Source organism: Streptomyces sp. NPDC096324 (genome assembly GCF_044763015.1).
Lineage (GTDB): Bacteria > Actinomycetota > Actinomycetes > Streptomycetales > Streptomycetaceae > Streptomyces.
This window is the reverse complement of sequence record NZ_JBIWFK010000005.1, coordinates 371362-384953: the sequence shown is the minus strand read 5'-3', so window position 1 is coordinate 384953 and position 13592 is coordinate 371362. Positions and strand designations below refer to the sequence as shown.

Sequence of the window (13592 nt, the reverse complement as noted above, 5' to 3'; positions counted from 1 at the left end):
CGCCCGGCCCGCCGTCCGTCACCCGGAGGGACATCTCACGCCGAGTGACCTCCATTGGGAGGTTTTCGGTCAATCTGCCGTAGGGATCAGCGGGCGGACCCGTTCCGCCGCGAAGCGGACGAAGCCCTCGGGGTCCGGCTCGTCGGCGGTGGGCTGGAGGACCACCGTGTCGGCGCCCGCGTCCACGAGACGCTGGACGGCCCCGGCGACGGCGTCCGCGTCACCCGCGACCCCGCGGCCCGGGACGGCGCTCTCGCCGTCGGCCTCGATCTCGGCACGCAGCCGGTCGCCGGCGCCGTCCCCGGTGGCGGTGAGCAGATAGACGACGACCCGGTGGCGCTCCTCCGTCCGGCCGGCCGTCCGCCGCCCCTCGTCGATGAGCCGGCGGGCCCGCCGTACTCCGTCGACGGTGGTCGAGGCGGTGAGGACCGTGCCGTCGGCCGCCCGTCCGGCGAGGCGGAGCGTACGGGGACCGGTGGCGCCGGTGAGGACCTCGGGCACCTCCGCCGGCGGCCAGTCGAGGGCGACTCCGTCGAGTCTCACGTACCGCCCCTCGGTGGTCACGCGCTCGCCGCGCAACAGGGCGCGCAGCGCGTCGAGATGCTCCCTCAGCAACGTCATGGGCGACTCGGCCCGCGCCCCGACCTGTCCCATCCAGTCCTGGACGCCGTGGCCGACCGCGACGACGGCCCGCCCGGGGAACAGCCGGTACAGGGTGGCGGCCTCCATCGCCGTGACGGCGACGTTCCGCAGGGGGACGGGCAGCAGTCCCACTCCCACCCGCAGGCGCTCGGTCCAGGCGAGCGCCGCCGCGGCGGCGGAGATGCCGCCTTCGAGGAAGCAGTCCTCCCACAGCCACAGTTCCTCGAGCCCGGCCTCCTCCGCCTCGCGGGCCAGGGCGCGCAGGCGCTCGGGGGGCAGTTGGGGCCGGAAGACAACACCGAGCGACGTCATGCCGCCTTCCTACCCGGCCGCCCGGGACGGACAACCGCTCTACGCGCCTTCCGTCCCGGCGGTTGCGGCCGTCCCGGTGACATCGCCCGGCCCCGTGGCGGTGTCGCGCTCGTAGCGCAGGAGGGTGACGCCGTTGCCGAAGGTCCGCGTCTCGACGAGGCGGAGGTCGGTCGGGGCCTCGGACTCGGGGAACAGCGGCTTGCCGGCGCCGATGAGGACGGGGTGCACGTACAGCCTGATCTCGTCGACGAGGCGCAGTCGCAGGAACTCCGCGGCGAGATCGGCGCCGCCGAGCGCGAGGTCGCCGCCCTCCTGCGCCTTGAGCGCCAGGATCTCCTCGGGCACGACCTCCCGTACGACCGTGGTGTGCCCCGTGCCGCGTTCGAGCGTCCGCGAGAACACCACCTTGGGGATGTTCCGCCAGATCCCGGCGAACTCGGCCATCTCCGGGCCGATGTCCGGGTCCTTGTCGGCCGTCGGCCAGTAGGAGGCCATCAGTTCGTAGGTCACCCGTCCGGACATCAGGGCACCGAAGCCTCTGACCAGGTCGTTGAAGTGCTGGTGCAGTTCGGCGTCGACCCGGTGCCAGTCGATCTCGCGGTTCGGGCCCTCGATGTATCCGTCGAGGGACACCGACGACATCAACACGATCTTCCTCATGGCGGACTCCATCGACCTCGTGCGCGACCCGTTCGTCGGGGAATGGTGCCAGGAGGCGGGGCGCGGGAGAAGGTGACGCGCGCGTCAGGCGCTGTTCCCGTCGGCGGCGCCCCTCGGGAAGGTCACCTCCACCCGGCGGTTCTTGCGGCGGCCCTGTTCCGAGGTGTTGTCCGCGATCGGGTAGTCCTCGCTGTAGCCCCGCACCTCGAAGGTGACGTCCGACTCCGCCGCGCCGAGCGCGGCGGCCAGCCGGTCGTGCACCTCCTCCGCGCGCTTCTTGGAGAGGGTCAGGCCGTGCGCGTACGAGCCGAGGTTGTCGGTGAATCCGAAGACGCGGACGGTCGTGGCGTGCTGGGCCTTGATCTCGTCGGCGATCGCCTGGATACGGGACTGGGATTCCGGGTTGAGCTTCGAGCTGTCCTTGGGGAACAGGACCTCCGCCTGGAGGGCGAACGTCACGTCCTCGTTGGTGTCCTCCCGGCGCTCCTCGCCGCCCAGGTCCTCCACGACCGACTTGATGTCCAGCACCTTGGCGGGCGCGAGGGTCGCGCCGTCGGCGAGCTTGAGCCCCGGGCTGTTGGCGTCGACGTCGGGGGGCGGGGAGGTGGTGACGCTGCCGGGCGGGGCACTGGGGTCACCGTCGTCCGCCGACGCGGGCCCCGGCAGGCCGAGGGTGATCAGGACGGCGAGGGCCGTGAACGTCGTCGCGGCGACGCGGGGCGGGAGGGCCATGGGTCAGCCCTCGGAGATGTCGATGGAGGCGGGTGGCATGGAGCCGACCTGGAAGTCGACGGCACTCGTTCCGGCGGGGGGTGCGGGGAACTGGGCGAACCAATCAGCCGACTGGCCGGCGTCCACGCCCCCGCCGTCGAACTTGGTGCACAGGCAACGCCCCTGGGTGTCCCGCAGGACCAAATACTTCTTCTTGCCCTTGCTGTCGGTCAGCGCGGCTCCGGCCATCGAGGCGCCGTTCCGGCTCAACTCGCGTTCGTCTCCACGCCAGTTCGCGGCGACCCAGAACTGGCCGCCGCCGTTGGTCACCTTTCCGCTGACGGTGACGAATCCGCCTTGGTCCCGCACGGCCGAGGTGATCGTGAGCGTCACGTCACCACCTTTGACCTCGGCCAGTACCTGGTCCTGGCTCGCGGTCGGTGACGCCTGCTTCGCACCGCCCTCCGCGCCCGACCGGGGGGAGGACGAGGCAGCCTTCGGCTTGTCGCCGCCGTCTCCACCGCCGCACCCGGCCACCGTGAGGAGCAACCCGGTACTGATCGCCACCGCGGCCATGCCCCTGCGGCCCTTCATGGTGTGCCGGAGATCCATCGGTACGGCTTCCTCTCACTCGGCCAGATGCACTGAGAACAGCACGGACGCGTCGGGAAGGTCGTCCGAATGGAAATGTTCGGGATCGATGTCCACACTGTGCCCGGCACAATCCAGCCGCACGGGCTTCTTGGGGTCCGCGTCGGTGGCGAAGGTGCAGCGCGGCTCGATGACGGCCGTCGCGTGGGCCGTGGCATGACGGCTCTCCGTGCCCGGGATGATCGACTTGCCGACCGTGTACCGGGTCTCGATCCCCACGCGATAGCCCGGGAATCCGTTCACGAAGGTGAGCTGAGGCCCACTTTGCAAGTCCGAGTCGTTCTCGGCGGCCAGCCGGTCGGCGGCGGCCGATGCCCCCGTGCCCTGGAACTTGTCGCCGTCGAGCCAGTCCAGCCAGTCGTCGTCCGTGCCGATGGCACCCGTCAGCCCTTGGACGAGTTCGTCGCGGGAGTCCTGCGCGGCCGCCAACGCCGCAGCGTCCGCCGCGGATTGAGCTCCATTCCGGGCGGACGCTGCTTGGGCGAAGGCGAAGAAGGCGAACGCGGCGAAGAGCAGGATCCCCGTCAGCCAGATGTAGATGGGGAGGGTCTGCCCACGGTCGCCGCGGGCCGAAGGGGTCAGCCTCCGGTGACCTGGGTGACTGCGTTCCGGATCGCACCGGAGATCAACCCGTCCAGGCCGATCTGGTCGATCAACGTGAAGATCCCCGCGATGATGATCATCAAGCCCGCGTACTCCACGAAACCCGCCCCCGCGTCCCGGTGGGCGCCCCGTGTCCGGGCGATCACCGTTCGGGTCCATGCGGTGAACCTGTTCATCAGGACTGCCCTCCCTGCCGAGGCCACTAACGACCCGAGCACCGTACGTGAGAACTCGCCTACCGCGAGTGGGCCCAGGGGCCCAACTTCGCTGGTGGGGAACGCGGGACGGAGTCATCGGCTCCACCCCTCGTGCGCCGTACCCAGCCAGTGGGCGATCGCTTCGCTCCGCGAGGAACTGTGCAGCTTCGCGAAGATGCGATTGATGTGGTTCTTCACGGTCTTCTCCGCGATGAAGCAGGTAGCGGCGATCTGGCGGTTGTTCATGCCGGCCGCGATGAGGTCCATCACCTCCACCTCCCTCGAACTCAGGCCGAACTCGGACTGATGGACGGCATGGCGGTGAAGTCCCGCCGCCGGTAAGGGCCGAGCCTCCGAAGACTGTGCCACAGCCGGTTGCAGATGCGAAGAGAATGAGTGGGGTTGGTACGAAACTCCGAGTGAATCCGGGACAGTCGGGCGTCCGTGGCGCATCTCCCGTACGGCGGCGATCAGTTCGGCCGCCGTGAACTCGCCATGGACGAGATAGCCGGACGCGCCCTTGCGCAGGGCTTCCGCCACGACCTCGGGTTCACGGCTGTACGTCAGCATCATCACGGGCGCGATCGCGCACAGCGCGGGCAGCGCGGTGAGGCCGTCCGTGCCGGGCATCCGGACGTCGAGGAGGACCACGTCGGGGATGAGGAGGGCGGCACGGTCCAGTGCCTCCGCCCCGTCCCGTGCCGCCGCGACGACCGTGATGTCGGGGTGCGCGTCCAGCAGCGCGGTCAGGCCGGCGCGTACGACCGGGTTGTCGTCGGCCACGAGGACACGCAGGGACGGGCCGGAAAGTGCCTGGTCAGGCATGTGCGGCCTCCTCTTGGGAAGTGGGGGGAGCGGGAAGGGCAGCCGTCTGGAGCGGGAGCGTCAGCCGGACCTCGGTGCCCCCGCCGAGGGGCCGGTCCAGCCTGATGAGGCCGCCGACGCACGCGGCCCGCTCCGTCATGCCGAGCAGGCCGAAATGGCCGGATCTCGTCCAGGCGGTGAGCGCGGCGGGGGTCGCCGGGGCAGGGAGACCCACCCCGTCGTCACGGACGAGAACGGCGAACGCGCTTGCGGAAACGTCGAGTTCGACGGTCAGCACGCTCGCGTCCGCGTGGCGGTGGGCGTTCTCCAGGGCCTCGGAGACGATCGCGAGGACGTGATGGGCCGCACTGCTGGGCAGGACCGGGGGCGCGCCCCGGTGCCGCACGGCCGGGGTGAGGCCGGTGCGTGCCTCGAAGTCGGCCGCCATGGCGCCGAGTTCGGTCAGGAGGTCGATGTCCGGGTCGGTCAGGTCGCTGTGCCGCCGCAGGTCCGTCAGGAGGGTGCGGGACTCGGCGGCGGCGAGGCGCGCCGCGTCCGCGACGGCGGTCGCCTGGCGTTTGAGCGCCCCCGGGTCCGCGCCCTCCGAGGAGGCGGCCAGTGCCTCCGCGGCCAGCGCGAGCCCGTACAGCGTCTTGGCCACGGAGTCGTGCATCTCGCGTGCCAGGCGGGCCCGTTCGGACTCCACGGCCTCCGCGACGGCGAGCCTGCTGGTCGCCTCGGCCAGGGCCTGTCCCGCCGTGCCGAAGCGGAACAGCAGATTGCGCAGGGTGACTCCGATGATGCCGGCGCCGACGCAGAAGCCCGCGATGAGCAGGGTGTTGGAACCCGCTCCCGGCCGGTGTTCCCAGGCCCTGAACACGGTGAGCAGCACGGTGAGCTGGAATCCGGTGAAGACGCCCGCGCCGCGCCAGCCGTAGAGCAGGCCGGACAGCAGCGGGGTGCAGACCGTGGCGTAGGCGAGGGGGGAGGCCGGGGACGCGGTGAGGAGCAGGACCGCGCCGAAGGTGAGGTCCAGGCCCATCAGGGTCGGGTGGGCGAGGAGACGGGGGCCGAAGCGGTCCCAGTCCCGGAGCATGGCGTAGGAGCCCATGACGCCGAGGACGGCGGCCGCGAGGACCGCGTAACGCAGGAGGCCGCCCGTGGCGTTCGTCATCGCGAAGGGCGCGCCGACCACGATGGCCGCGAGTCGGACCGCGAAGGCCTGCCGGCACAGGGCCTGGAGGGCGTTGAGCTGGAGACGGATGCCGCCGGGCGCGGGCACGTCGTCCGCGAGGTAGCCGGTGCCCCGTCGTTCGCGGGTCCGGGCGAGCCGGAGGAACCGGCGCGCACGCTCTCGCGTGAGCCGAGCGGACCGGAGCCCGCGGCTCAGCGCGCGATCGAAGAACAGGCGCGCGCGCTCGCGGGCCGCGTCACCCCGGCTCCTCGGAAGGCTGTTCATCAGCGCCCCAGGATCGAGCCGAAGTCGGTGCCCGAGCCCAGGAACATGCCCGTCGCGATGAGGATCATGGTCGCCGGGAGCATGAACACCAGGGTGACCATCGTGGCCTTGGGAATGGTCTTGGCGGCGCGGCGGCGGGCGTTCTGGGCGTCGGTGCGGCGCATGTCGGTGGCGAGCTGGATGAGGGTCTCGGCGATCGGGGAGCCGAGTTCCTCGCCCTGCTGGAGCGCGGAGACGAACTGGGCCACCTGCTCGGAGGAGTTGCGTCTGCGCAGTTCGTCGAAGGCCTGGCGGCGGCTGACGCCCATGTCCATCTGGCGCAGGGTGATGCGCAGTTCGTCCGCCCAGGGTCCCTCGTACTTCTCCGCGACGCGGTCCAGTGCCTGCCGGAAGCCGAGACCGGCGGAGACGACGACGGCGAGGACGTCGAGGAAGTCGGGCAGCGTGCGGTCGATGACCTCCTTGCGCTCCCGGACGGCCTGCCAGATGAGGGCGTCCGCGGCGACCACCCCGAAGGCGAACGTGAGGACGGCGAAGAGGAGCTGGCCGTTGGAGAGGAAGACCAGTCCGAGGACGACACCGAAGACGCCGTACACCGCGCGGCGGGCCGCGTAGCGGTTCAGGGTCAGACCGCCGGGGTTGCCGGCCATGTCGATGCGCCGGCGTTTGGCGTCCACGCGCCGGGGGCCCATCAGGCGCAGGACGGTCGGCGCGAAGCGCATGCCGAGGCGGTCGACGGCGGAGTCCGCGACCGAGACACGGGTGCCGCCGACCTCCAGGGCGAGCTGGAGGTCGCTGGGGAGTTTGACCTCGGAGCGGATCATCCGGACGCCCAGGAGGACGCCCGCGACGGCCGCGCCCATCAGGACGGCGAGCAGCAGCGGCAGCATGGTGATCCCTCCCTCACACTTCGATCTTGCCGAGCCGGCGGATGACGAAGAAGCCCACGGTGTAGAGGCCGAGGGCGAGCAGGACGAGGCCCTGGCCGAGCGGGGAGCCGGTGACGCGGGCGAGGGCTCCCTCGTTCGAGGAGTTGATCAGCACCAGTGAGCCGATGCCGAGGAAGGGGACCGTGAAGGCGGTCGCGTTGACCTCGGAGAGCATCGTGCGGACCTCGCGGCGGGTCTCCTTGCGGTCCTCGAGGGTCTGGGTGAGGTTGCGCAGGGAGCTGACGACGGAGCCGCCGGCCTTGTTGGCCAGGACGAGGGTGGTGACGAGGACGATCAGCTCGCGGGAGGGCAGCCGCTCCGAGAGTTCCCCGAGGGCGTCGTCGATCGTGCGGCCCAGCATCAACTGGTCCGCCACATGGGCCAGTTCCTCGCCCGCCGGGGCCTCCAGCTCCTCCGCGGCCATGGCGAGCGCCGTTCGCAGGGCGAGGCCGGCCGCCGTCGCGTTCGCCAGCAGGCGTGCCACGTCGGGGAGTTGGTTGATGAACGCCTCGATGCGTTTCTGGCGCTGCCAGTTGAGGAAGATGGCCGCGCTCCACACGCCGAGGAGGGCCGCGATCGGGCCGAAGAAGGGGGCCAGGGTCGCGGCCGCGATCAGCCACAGGGCGACGACCACGGCGGTGACGTAGGTGAAGAACTCCCCCGCCGTGAGATCGAGTCCCGTGGCGGTCAGGCGCAGGTGGATCGTGCGGCCGAGACGGGTGCGGCGCAGTCTGCGGTCGACGCCCACGAAGCGGCGTGCCCTGCCGCTCGCCGTCGGGGGCCGGCCGCCGCCGGAGAGGCGGTCGAGGAGATCCCGTCGCTGGGCTCGGCCCGAGGCGTAGGTGTGCACGCCGGCGACGGCGAGCGTGCCGCAGAGGAGCGTCCCGCCGAGCGCGAGGAGTGCGGGGTCGTTCATGGCTGCCTCCCTTCGGAGGTGAGGGGCGTCATCCGATCGCCTGCCTCGTGTTCAGTACGTCGATGGCCTCGGCGACGCCGAAGGCGGGCGGCAGCGGCTCGTTGGCGACGTACAGCTTCTCCGCGACCGGGCGCGGGAGCGGAAGGTGCTCGAAATGGCCCCGCACCACGCGGTCGGCGCCGACCGGGCGGGGCACGAAGCGGGTGACGGGGGTGACCCGGAACTGTTCGCGGCCGTGCGAGACGAGCAGCGCGACCTCCGTGACCTTGCGGGAGCCGTCGGCGTGCCGGGAGAGCTGGACGACGACGTCGACGGCGGAGTTGATCTGGTCCTTGAGCGCCTCGAAGGGGATCTGGACCTCGGACATCGAGCCGAGGGTCTGGAGGCGCATGAGGGCGTCCTCGGCGGAGTTCGCGTGGACGGTGGCGAGGGAGCCGTCGTGGCCGGTCGACATGGCCTGGAGCATGTCGAGGGTCTCGCCGCCGCGGACCTCGCCGACGATGATGCGGTCGGGGCGCATGCGCAGGGAGTTGCGGACCAGGTCGCGGATGGTGATCTGGCCCTTGCCCTCCACGTTCGGGGGGCGTGATTCGAGGCGGATGACGTGCTCCTGCTGGAGCTGGAGTTCGGCGGAGTCCTCGATGGTGATGATGCGCTCGTGGGAGGGGATCAGACCGGAGAGCGCGTTGAGCAGGGTGGTCTTGCCGCTGCCGGTGCCGCCGCTGACGATGACGTTGAAGCGGGCCCGGACGAAGGCCGCGAGCAGCATGAGCGTCTGCTCGTCCAAGGAGCCGAGGCCGATCAGCTCGGGGAGCGTGTACGCGCGGGGGAAGCGGCGGATGGTGAGGGTGGGGCCGGTCAGGGCGAGCGGCGGGATGATGACGTTGACGCGTTCGCCGGTGGGCAGGCGGGCGTCGACCATCGGGTTGGACTCGTCGACGCGGCGGTTGACCGTCGAGACGATGCGTTCGATGGTCTGCATGAGCTGCTCGTTGGACGCGAAGCGCAGCGGGAGCTGTTCGACGCGGCCGGCCCGCTCGACGAAGATCGAGTCCGGGCCGTTGACCATGATCTCGGTGATGGACGCGTCGGCGAGGAGCGGTTCGAGGACGCCGAGTCCGAGGGCCTCGTCGACGACCCGGCGGATGAGCTGGGAGCGTTCGGCGGTGGAGAGGACCGGGCCCTCGCGGCTGATGATGTGGCCGAGGACGCGTTCGAGACGGACCCGGCGTTCGGCGGCCGCCAGGCTGGACATCTCGGCGAGGTCGATCTCCTCGAGGAGTTTGGCGCGGTAGACGGCGACGAGGTGTCCGTCCTCACGGGAGGGTCCCCCCTCGTCGGGTGCGATGCGGGATCGCAGGCTCATGGTGTCGGCTCCTCCCGGTCAGTCGTCGGTGGGCATGGTGGCGTGGCGGGTGACGGGGTAACGGCCGAAGAGGGGGATGACGTTGGGGACCGTGACCGTGACCGTGGCCGTGGTGAGGTCGGCCCCGGGCCCTCCGTCCAACGACACGTTCGGGTCGAGCCATCCGCTCACGGCGGCCGTTCCCGCCGTCCCGCCGTCGCCGCCCTGCGAGGCGACCCGCGCGGCGGCCCGCGCCCCGGTACCGGCCTGGTTGACGCCGTACCCGATGAGCCCGAGCTGGATGGCCGCGAGCCCGACGAGCAGCAGGATCGGCAGGAACCCGACGAACTCCAGGATGGAGACACCCCGGTCGTCCCGGAGCCGGCGCGCCGGTGCGGGTTCGGGTGCGGCCGCGTGGTGGGTCGGGGGCGTGCCGGTACATCCGTCCGTCGCCGCTGGATCAGACGTCGGTGCGGTGTGAAGCGTTGCCCGATCCGAACGTGAGCGACGGACATGCGATGTACCGGCACGCCCCCTTCCGCCGGATGCCGTCCGCGGGTGCGTCCTCATTCGGCATTCCCTTCCAGTGCCGCGCCCGCTTTGCCCCGTACGTGGAAGCCCGCGTCGAAGCCCGGGAAGAACAGCGGGACGTCGACCTCGACGGTGGCCGTCATGACCTGGCCCGACGCGCCGCAGGAGATGCCCGCGTCCTTCCAGGAGCCCGGCAGATGCTCGCTCCCGGCGGCGGCGCAGGCGCCCGGCACGTCGCCGTGGACGGCGTAGGCCGCGGTGGCGGCGCGTGCCGCCTCGTCGGCCGCGTTCCCGGCCAGCGAGTACGAGTACCCGTACAGCACGCACTGCCACAGGATCGTCATGACGACCAGGAGCAGCGGGAACATCCCGGCGAATTCGAGGGTGACCGCTCCCCGGTCGCCGCCCCGGCCGCGGAGCGAGAGCGCGCCCCGGTCCGCGGCGGACGCCTTGCGGCGCCTGCCGCCCGCCCCGCCCTGCTGGGGGACGACCAGGTCCAGTTCGGCGGCGAGTGACCACAGCGCCTGCTTGACGGTCGAGCGGGCGTCCAGGTCCTGGAGCCGGCCCGCGTCGACGACCGACTGGAGTTCCTTGAAGGCGGCGGGAACCGCGGAGCGGGCGACCTTGGTGCCGGTGACGCGTTCGACGAGGGACGGCTGGATCTCCGTACCGCGGGCGAAGCGGTTCACGACGGTCGTGGTTTCCTCCGCCTTGCGGATCTGGAGGCGGTCCCACATCCGGACCATGCGTTTGGCGGCGCGTACGGCGATGACGTCGGGGGTGACGAGGAGCAGGGCCCGGTCGGCCATCTCGACGGCCGCGGCGGTGGCCGAGTTCATCTGGGATCCGCAGTCGACGACGACGACGTCGTGGCGGGAGCGCAGCGCGCCGAGGACCTGGCGGGCCACCCGGTCGGTGACCTCCTCGCCCCGTTCGCCCTCGGCGGGCGCGAGCAGGAGGGCGATGCCGCTGTCGTGGGTGTAGACGGCGTCCTGGAGGACGCGCGCGTTGATGTCGGTGATGGCCGCGAGGTCGGCCACCGACCGGCGGAACTGCACGTCGAGGTACGAGGCCACGTCCCCGGACTGGAGGTCCAGGTCGAGCAGCGCCACGTTGTGTCCCGACGCCTTCGCGGCGAGGGCGAGCTGGACGGCCGTGACGGTCGCGCCGACGCCGCCCTTCGCTCCGGTCACCGTGACGACGGTGCCGCCGGGGCCCGCGTAGACCTCGGGCGCGCCGCTGTGCAGGTGGCGGCGCATTCCGGCGGACCAGGCGGCGGCGGCCTGGACGCGTTCGGCGAGGGCGTCGTAGCCCAGCGGCAGGCCGATGATGCCGCGGGCGCCGGAGTCCATGGCGGCGGTGAGGACGCCGGTGCTGGTGTCGGCGGTGATGAGGACGACACCGACGGCCGGGAAGCGCATCACCAGGTCGCGGATGAGGTCCAACGCCGGTACGGGCCCGATGCGTTCGTGGACGAGGACGACCTCGGGGAGCTCGTCGAGGGACTCTGCGGCGAGGCGCGCGAGGGTGTCGAGGAGGGCTGTCGAGTCGGGTACGGGCGGGGCGGGTTCGGTGTCGGCGAGCTGGCTCAGCAGGGTGGTGAGCGCACGGGCCGAGTCGATGTCGCCGACGGCGGGAAGGATACGGATGGTCATCGGCGAAGCTCCTCGCTCGCGTGCCGCGCGCCGGCCCCCACGCCCTGTGCCGCCGCGGGCGACGGCACCCCGCGCCGCTGCCGCCGCGTCCCGGACCGGGGGCCCGGCGTCGGCCGGGTCCGCGTCGCGTGGGCCGGCCTCGTACGCCGCCCTGGGTACCGCCCCGTGGGCATGGACCTCATGCGCGGCCTCCTACTTGTCCTCGTCGAGGGTGTACGTGCGGTCGCCGGGCGCCACGATCGTGTCGGAGCCGCCGGCGACCAGGGCGAGCCGGACGTGCGCGGCGAACGACTCGGCGTACGCGACGCGTTGGGCGTCCGCGGTACTGAGCGCGAAGGTGATCGGGACGGCCTGGGCGGCGCTGTTGCGCCGGTCGGCGCTGGACTGGTCGGGTTCGAGGGCGGTGAGCTTGCCGACGTCGATGACGCGGGCGTTCTCGACGATCACCTTGGACTGGTCCTTGCCCTTGTCGTTCTCCGCCTTGAAGGTGGCGTAGATGTTGACCCGCGAGCCGGGGTCGATCTTTCCCGCGACACCGGTCGAGGCGTCGATCATGATGGCGATCTCCTGCTGCCCCGCGGCCAGCCGGGGTTTGTCGACGATCATGTCGGCCTGGAGCAGGGAGCCCTTCTCCAGCCGGGTCACGGCGATCTTCCCGCGGATCCGGGAGAGGTCGGTGACGGCGGTGGACGACAGCCACCGCTCGGGCATCGAGATCTTCTCGAACTGGTCGGCCGTCAGCTCCTTGTAGGGCGCGATGTCGCTCTTGAGGCGGTACGCCGTGACCTCCGGGCCGACCTTGGAGTTCACGTCGCGGATCACCGAGAGGACTCCGGCGAAGGCGCCGAGGGCGCACAGGACCGAGAGGACCAGCAGGATGACGCCGCGGCGCTGGCGCGAGTTCACTGAATCTCTCCTCGTGGGGCGGTGCCGGGAAGTGGACCGGGCTGTCGTTCCTGCCGGGGATCCGGGGGCTGACCTCCGGGTTGATGCAGCATGTTCAGGACAACCTCGATCTACGGGGACGGCGGGGTCGGGCGGGTGGTGCCTGATGCGCTGTGCGGTCGTGCCTGATGTGCTGTGCTGGCCGGGCCTGGTGCGCTGTGCGGTCGTGCCGGTGCGTGTGCGGTCGTTCCTGGTGTGCGGCTCGGACGGGCCCGGGGGGCCTAGGTGGCACCGCGGGGCAGGGCGCGTACCGGAGAGGCTGCCCGGACGGTCGTGGCCGAAAGCTCCCGCGCCGAGGGCGGCGGCGGCAGCGGGGCGGCGCAGAACCCGCAGCGGTCACCGATGAGTTCGAGGCCGCACCAGCGGCACTCGTCCCGTCGGACGGAGGAGACGAGCTGGTAGAGGACGGAGGCGTCGTGCAGTCCGGCGGCGAATTCGACGAGCCGGTTCGTCCCCCACCAGCGGACCGACTCCTCGGGCAGCGGGACGGTCGCGGCACCCTGGACCTGCCAGGCGGGCGCCAGGGTGGAGGTGACCCAGTCGGAGGGCGGCTGGCCGGCGGCCGAGAGCAGCCGGGTCCCGAACTCCGGTCCGGGCAGGTCCTCCTGGCCGACTCTGATCAGTTCGGCACGGGGATTGGCCAGTACGGCGAACTGGGCGCCCGGCACCCAGGACTTGGCGTGCGACTTCAGGGAGACCGGGACCCGGTCGAGCTTGGCGACCGAGCCGAGCAGGGCGCCGGCGTAGATGTAGTGCGCGAGCAGGCGGGCGGCGGAGGCGAGGACGCCGGGGCTGAAGTCGCAGACCGAGAGCTGGCGCAACTGCTGGGCCAGCAGGGCGATTCCGAGCGGTGGCAGGTCGATGCCGAGCAGGGCGATGCGGTCGCTCTCCAGGACGGAGCGGACGGTGTGCAGCCGCCGGGTGACGGCGGTCTCGGCGGAGGCCGGGTAGAGGGCGATGACATACCCGTGCTGCTCGATGAGCGCGTGCATCCCGGTGAGGGAGTCCTCCAGGGTGCCGAGCGGCTGGACGGCCGCCGGCGGGGTCTGCCGGTCGTGCGGTGGGAGCACCAGATCGGGACTGGTGACGGCTATCGCGGTCGGCACGCTGCACACACCCCGTTCGCTGCGGCGGGGTGGTCAACCACCGCCTCAGATCGCCCCTTTGTCGCCATAGAGCGTCACAGTCGTTCCAACAACGGCCGCGGATCGCCACGGTGACGCCCTCTTGCA

At 71.6% G+C, this 13592-nt stretch carries 15 protein-coding genes; all 15 read right to left on the bottom strand.

Annotated features, from left to right (window positions below):
• Positions 1-69: 69 nt before the first annotated feature.
• Entirely contained in the window at positions 70-954 is an 885-nt protein-coding gene (locus ACIQ7M_RS15815; protein ID WP_403644128.1) for an LLM class flavin-dependent oxidoreductase, read from the bottom strand.
• 39 nt (positions 955-993) lie between these two features.
• The gene (locus ACIQ7M_RS15810; RefSeq protein ID WP_403644125.1) at positions 994-1614 is read right to left on the bottom strand and encodes a dihydrofolate reductase family protein; all 621 of its coding nucleotides are present in this window, start codon (positions 1612-1614) and stop codon (positions 994-996) included.
• Positions 1615-1698: 84 nt separating this feature from the next.
• A complete protein-coding gene (locus tag ACIQ7M_RS15805; protein ID WP_355760698.1) occupies positions 1699-2346 on the bottom strand; it encodes an OmpA family protein in 648 nt (215 codons plus the stop codon).
• Between the two features lie 3 nt (positions 2347-2349).
• Entirely contained in the window at positions 2350-2937 is a 588-nt protein-coding gene (locus ACIQ7M_RS15800; protein ID WP_403644122.1) for a hypothetical protein, read from the bottom strand.
• A gap of 15 nt (positions 2938-2952) precedes the next feature.
• The gene (locus ACIQ7M_RS15795; RefSeq protein WP_403644577.1) at positions 2953-3558 is read right to left on the bottom strand and encodes a pilus assembly protein TadG-related protein; all 606 of its coding nucleotides are present in this window, start codon (positions 3556-3558) and stop codon (positions 2953-2955) included.
• Entirely contained in the window at positions 3555-3755 is a 201-nt protein-coding gene (locus ACIQ7M_RS15790) for a hypothetical protein (RefSeq protein ID WP_388772466.1), read from the bottom strand. Before ACIQ7M_RS15790 ends, ACIQ7M_RS15795 begins: the two co-directional genes overlap by 4 nt.
• 114 nt (positions 3756-3869) lie before the next feature.
• Positions 3870-4601, bottom strand: coding sequence for a response regulator (locus ACIQ7M_RS15785; RefSeq protein ID WP_386987014.1), 732 nt, complete (start codon positions 4599-4601; stop codon positions 3870-3872).
• Positions 4594-6039, bottom strand: coding sequence for a sensor histidine kinase (locus ACIQ7M_RS15780; protein ID WP_403644116.1), 1446 nt, complete (start codon positions 6037-6039; stop codon positions 4594-4596). The genes ACIQ7M_RS15785 and ACIQ7M_RS15780 overlap by 8 nt, the downstream gene beginning before the upstream one ends.
• Positions 6039-6929, bottom strand: a complete 891-nt coding sequence (locus ACIQ7M_RS15775; protein ID WP_355760712.1) for a DUF5936 domain-containing protein — start codon at positions 6927-6929, stop codon at positions 6039-6041. The genes ACIQ7M_RS15780 and ACIQ7M_RS15775 overlap by 1 nt, the downstream gene beginning before the upstream one ends.
• A 13-nt stretch (positions 6930-6942) precedes the next feature.
• Positions 6943-7884 (bottom strand): type II secretion system F family protein, encoded by a 942-nt coding sequence (locus ACIQ7M_RS15770; RefSeq protein ID WP_355760715.1) that lies wholly within the window; start codon positions 7882-7884, stop codon positions 6943-6945.
• A 28-nt stretch (positions 7885-7912) separates the two neighbouring features.
• Entirely contained in the window at positions 7913-9250 is a 1338-nt protein-coding gene (locus tag ACIQ7M_RS15765; RefSeq protein ID WP_355760718.1) for a CpaF family protein, read from the bottom strand.
• Positions 9251-9268: 18 nt separating this feature from the next.
• Positions 9269-9799 carry a TadE/TadG family type IV pilus assembly protein gene (locus ACIQ7M_RS15760; RefSeq protein ID WP_403644111.1) on the bottom strand — a complete coding sequence of 177 codons (531 nt, stop codon included), beginning with the start codon at positions 9797-9799 and terminating at the stop codon, positions 9269-9271.
• Positions 9796-11415 carry an AAA family ATPase gene (locus ACIQ7M_RS15755; protein WP_355760723.1) on the bottom strand — a complete coding sequence of 540 codons (1620 nt, stop codon included), beginning with the start codon at positions 11413-11415 and terminating at the stop codon, positions 9796-9798. Before ACIQ7M_RS15755 ends, ACIQ7M_RS15760 begins: the two co-directional genes overlap by 4 nt.
• A 192-nt stretch (positions 11416-11607) precedes the next feature.
• On the bottom strand, positions 11608-12321 hold the full coding sequence (gene cpaB, locus ACIQ7M_RS15750; protein WP_355760725.1) for a Flp pilus assembly protein CpaB: 714 nt from the start codon (positions 12319-12321) through the stop codon (positions 11608-11610).
• Positions 12322-12581: 260 nt separating this feature from the next.
• Positions 12582-13466 carry a hypothetical protein gene (locus ACIQ7M_RS15745; RefSeq protein ID WP_403644106.1) on the bottom strand — a complete coding sequence of 295 codons (885 nt, stop codon included), beginning with the start codon at positions 13464-13466 and terminating at the stop codon, positions 12582-12584.
• Positions 13467-13592 lie beyond the last annotated feature (126 nt).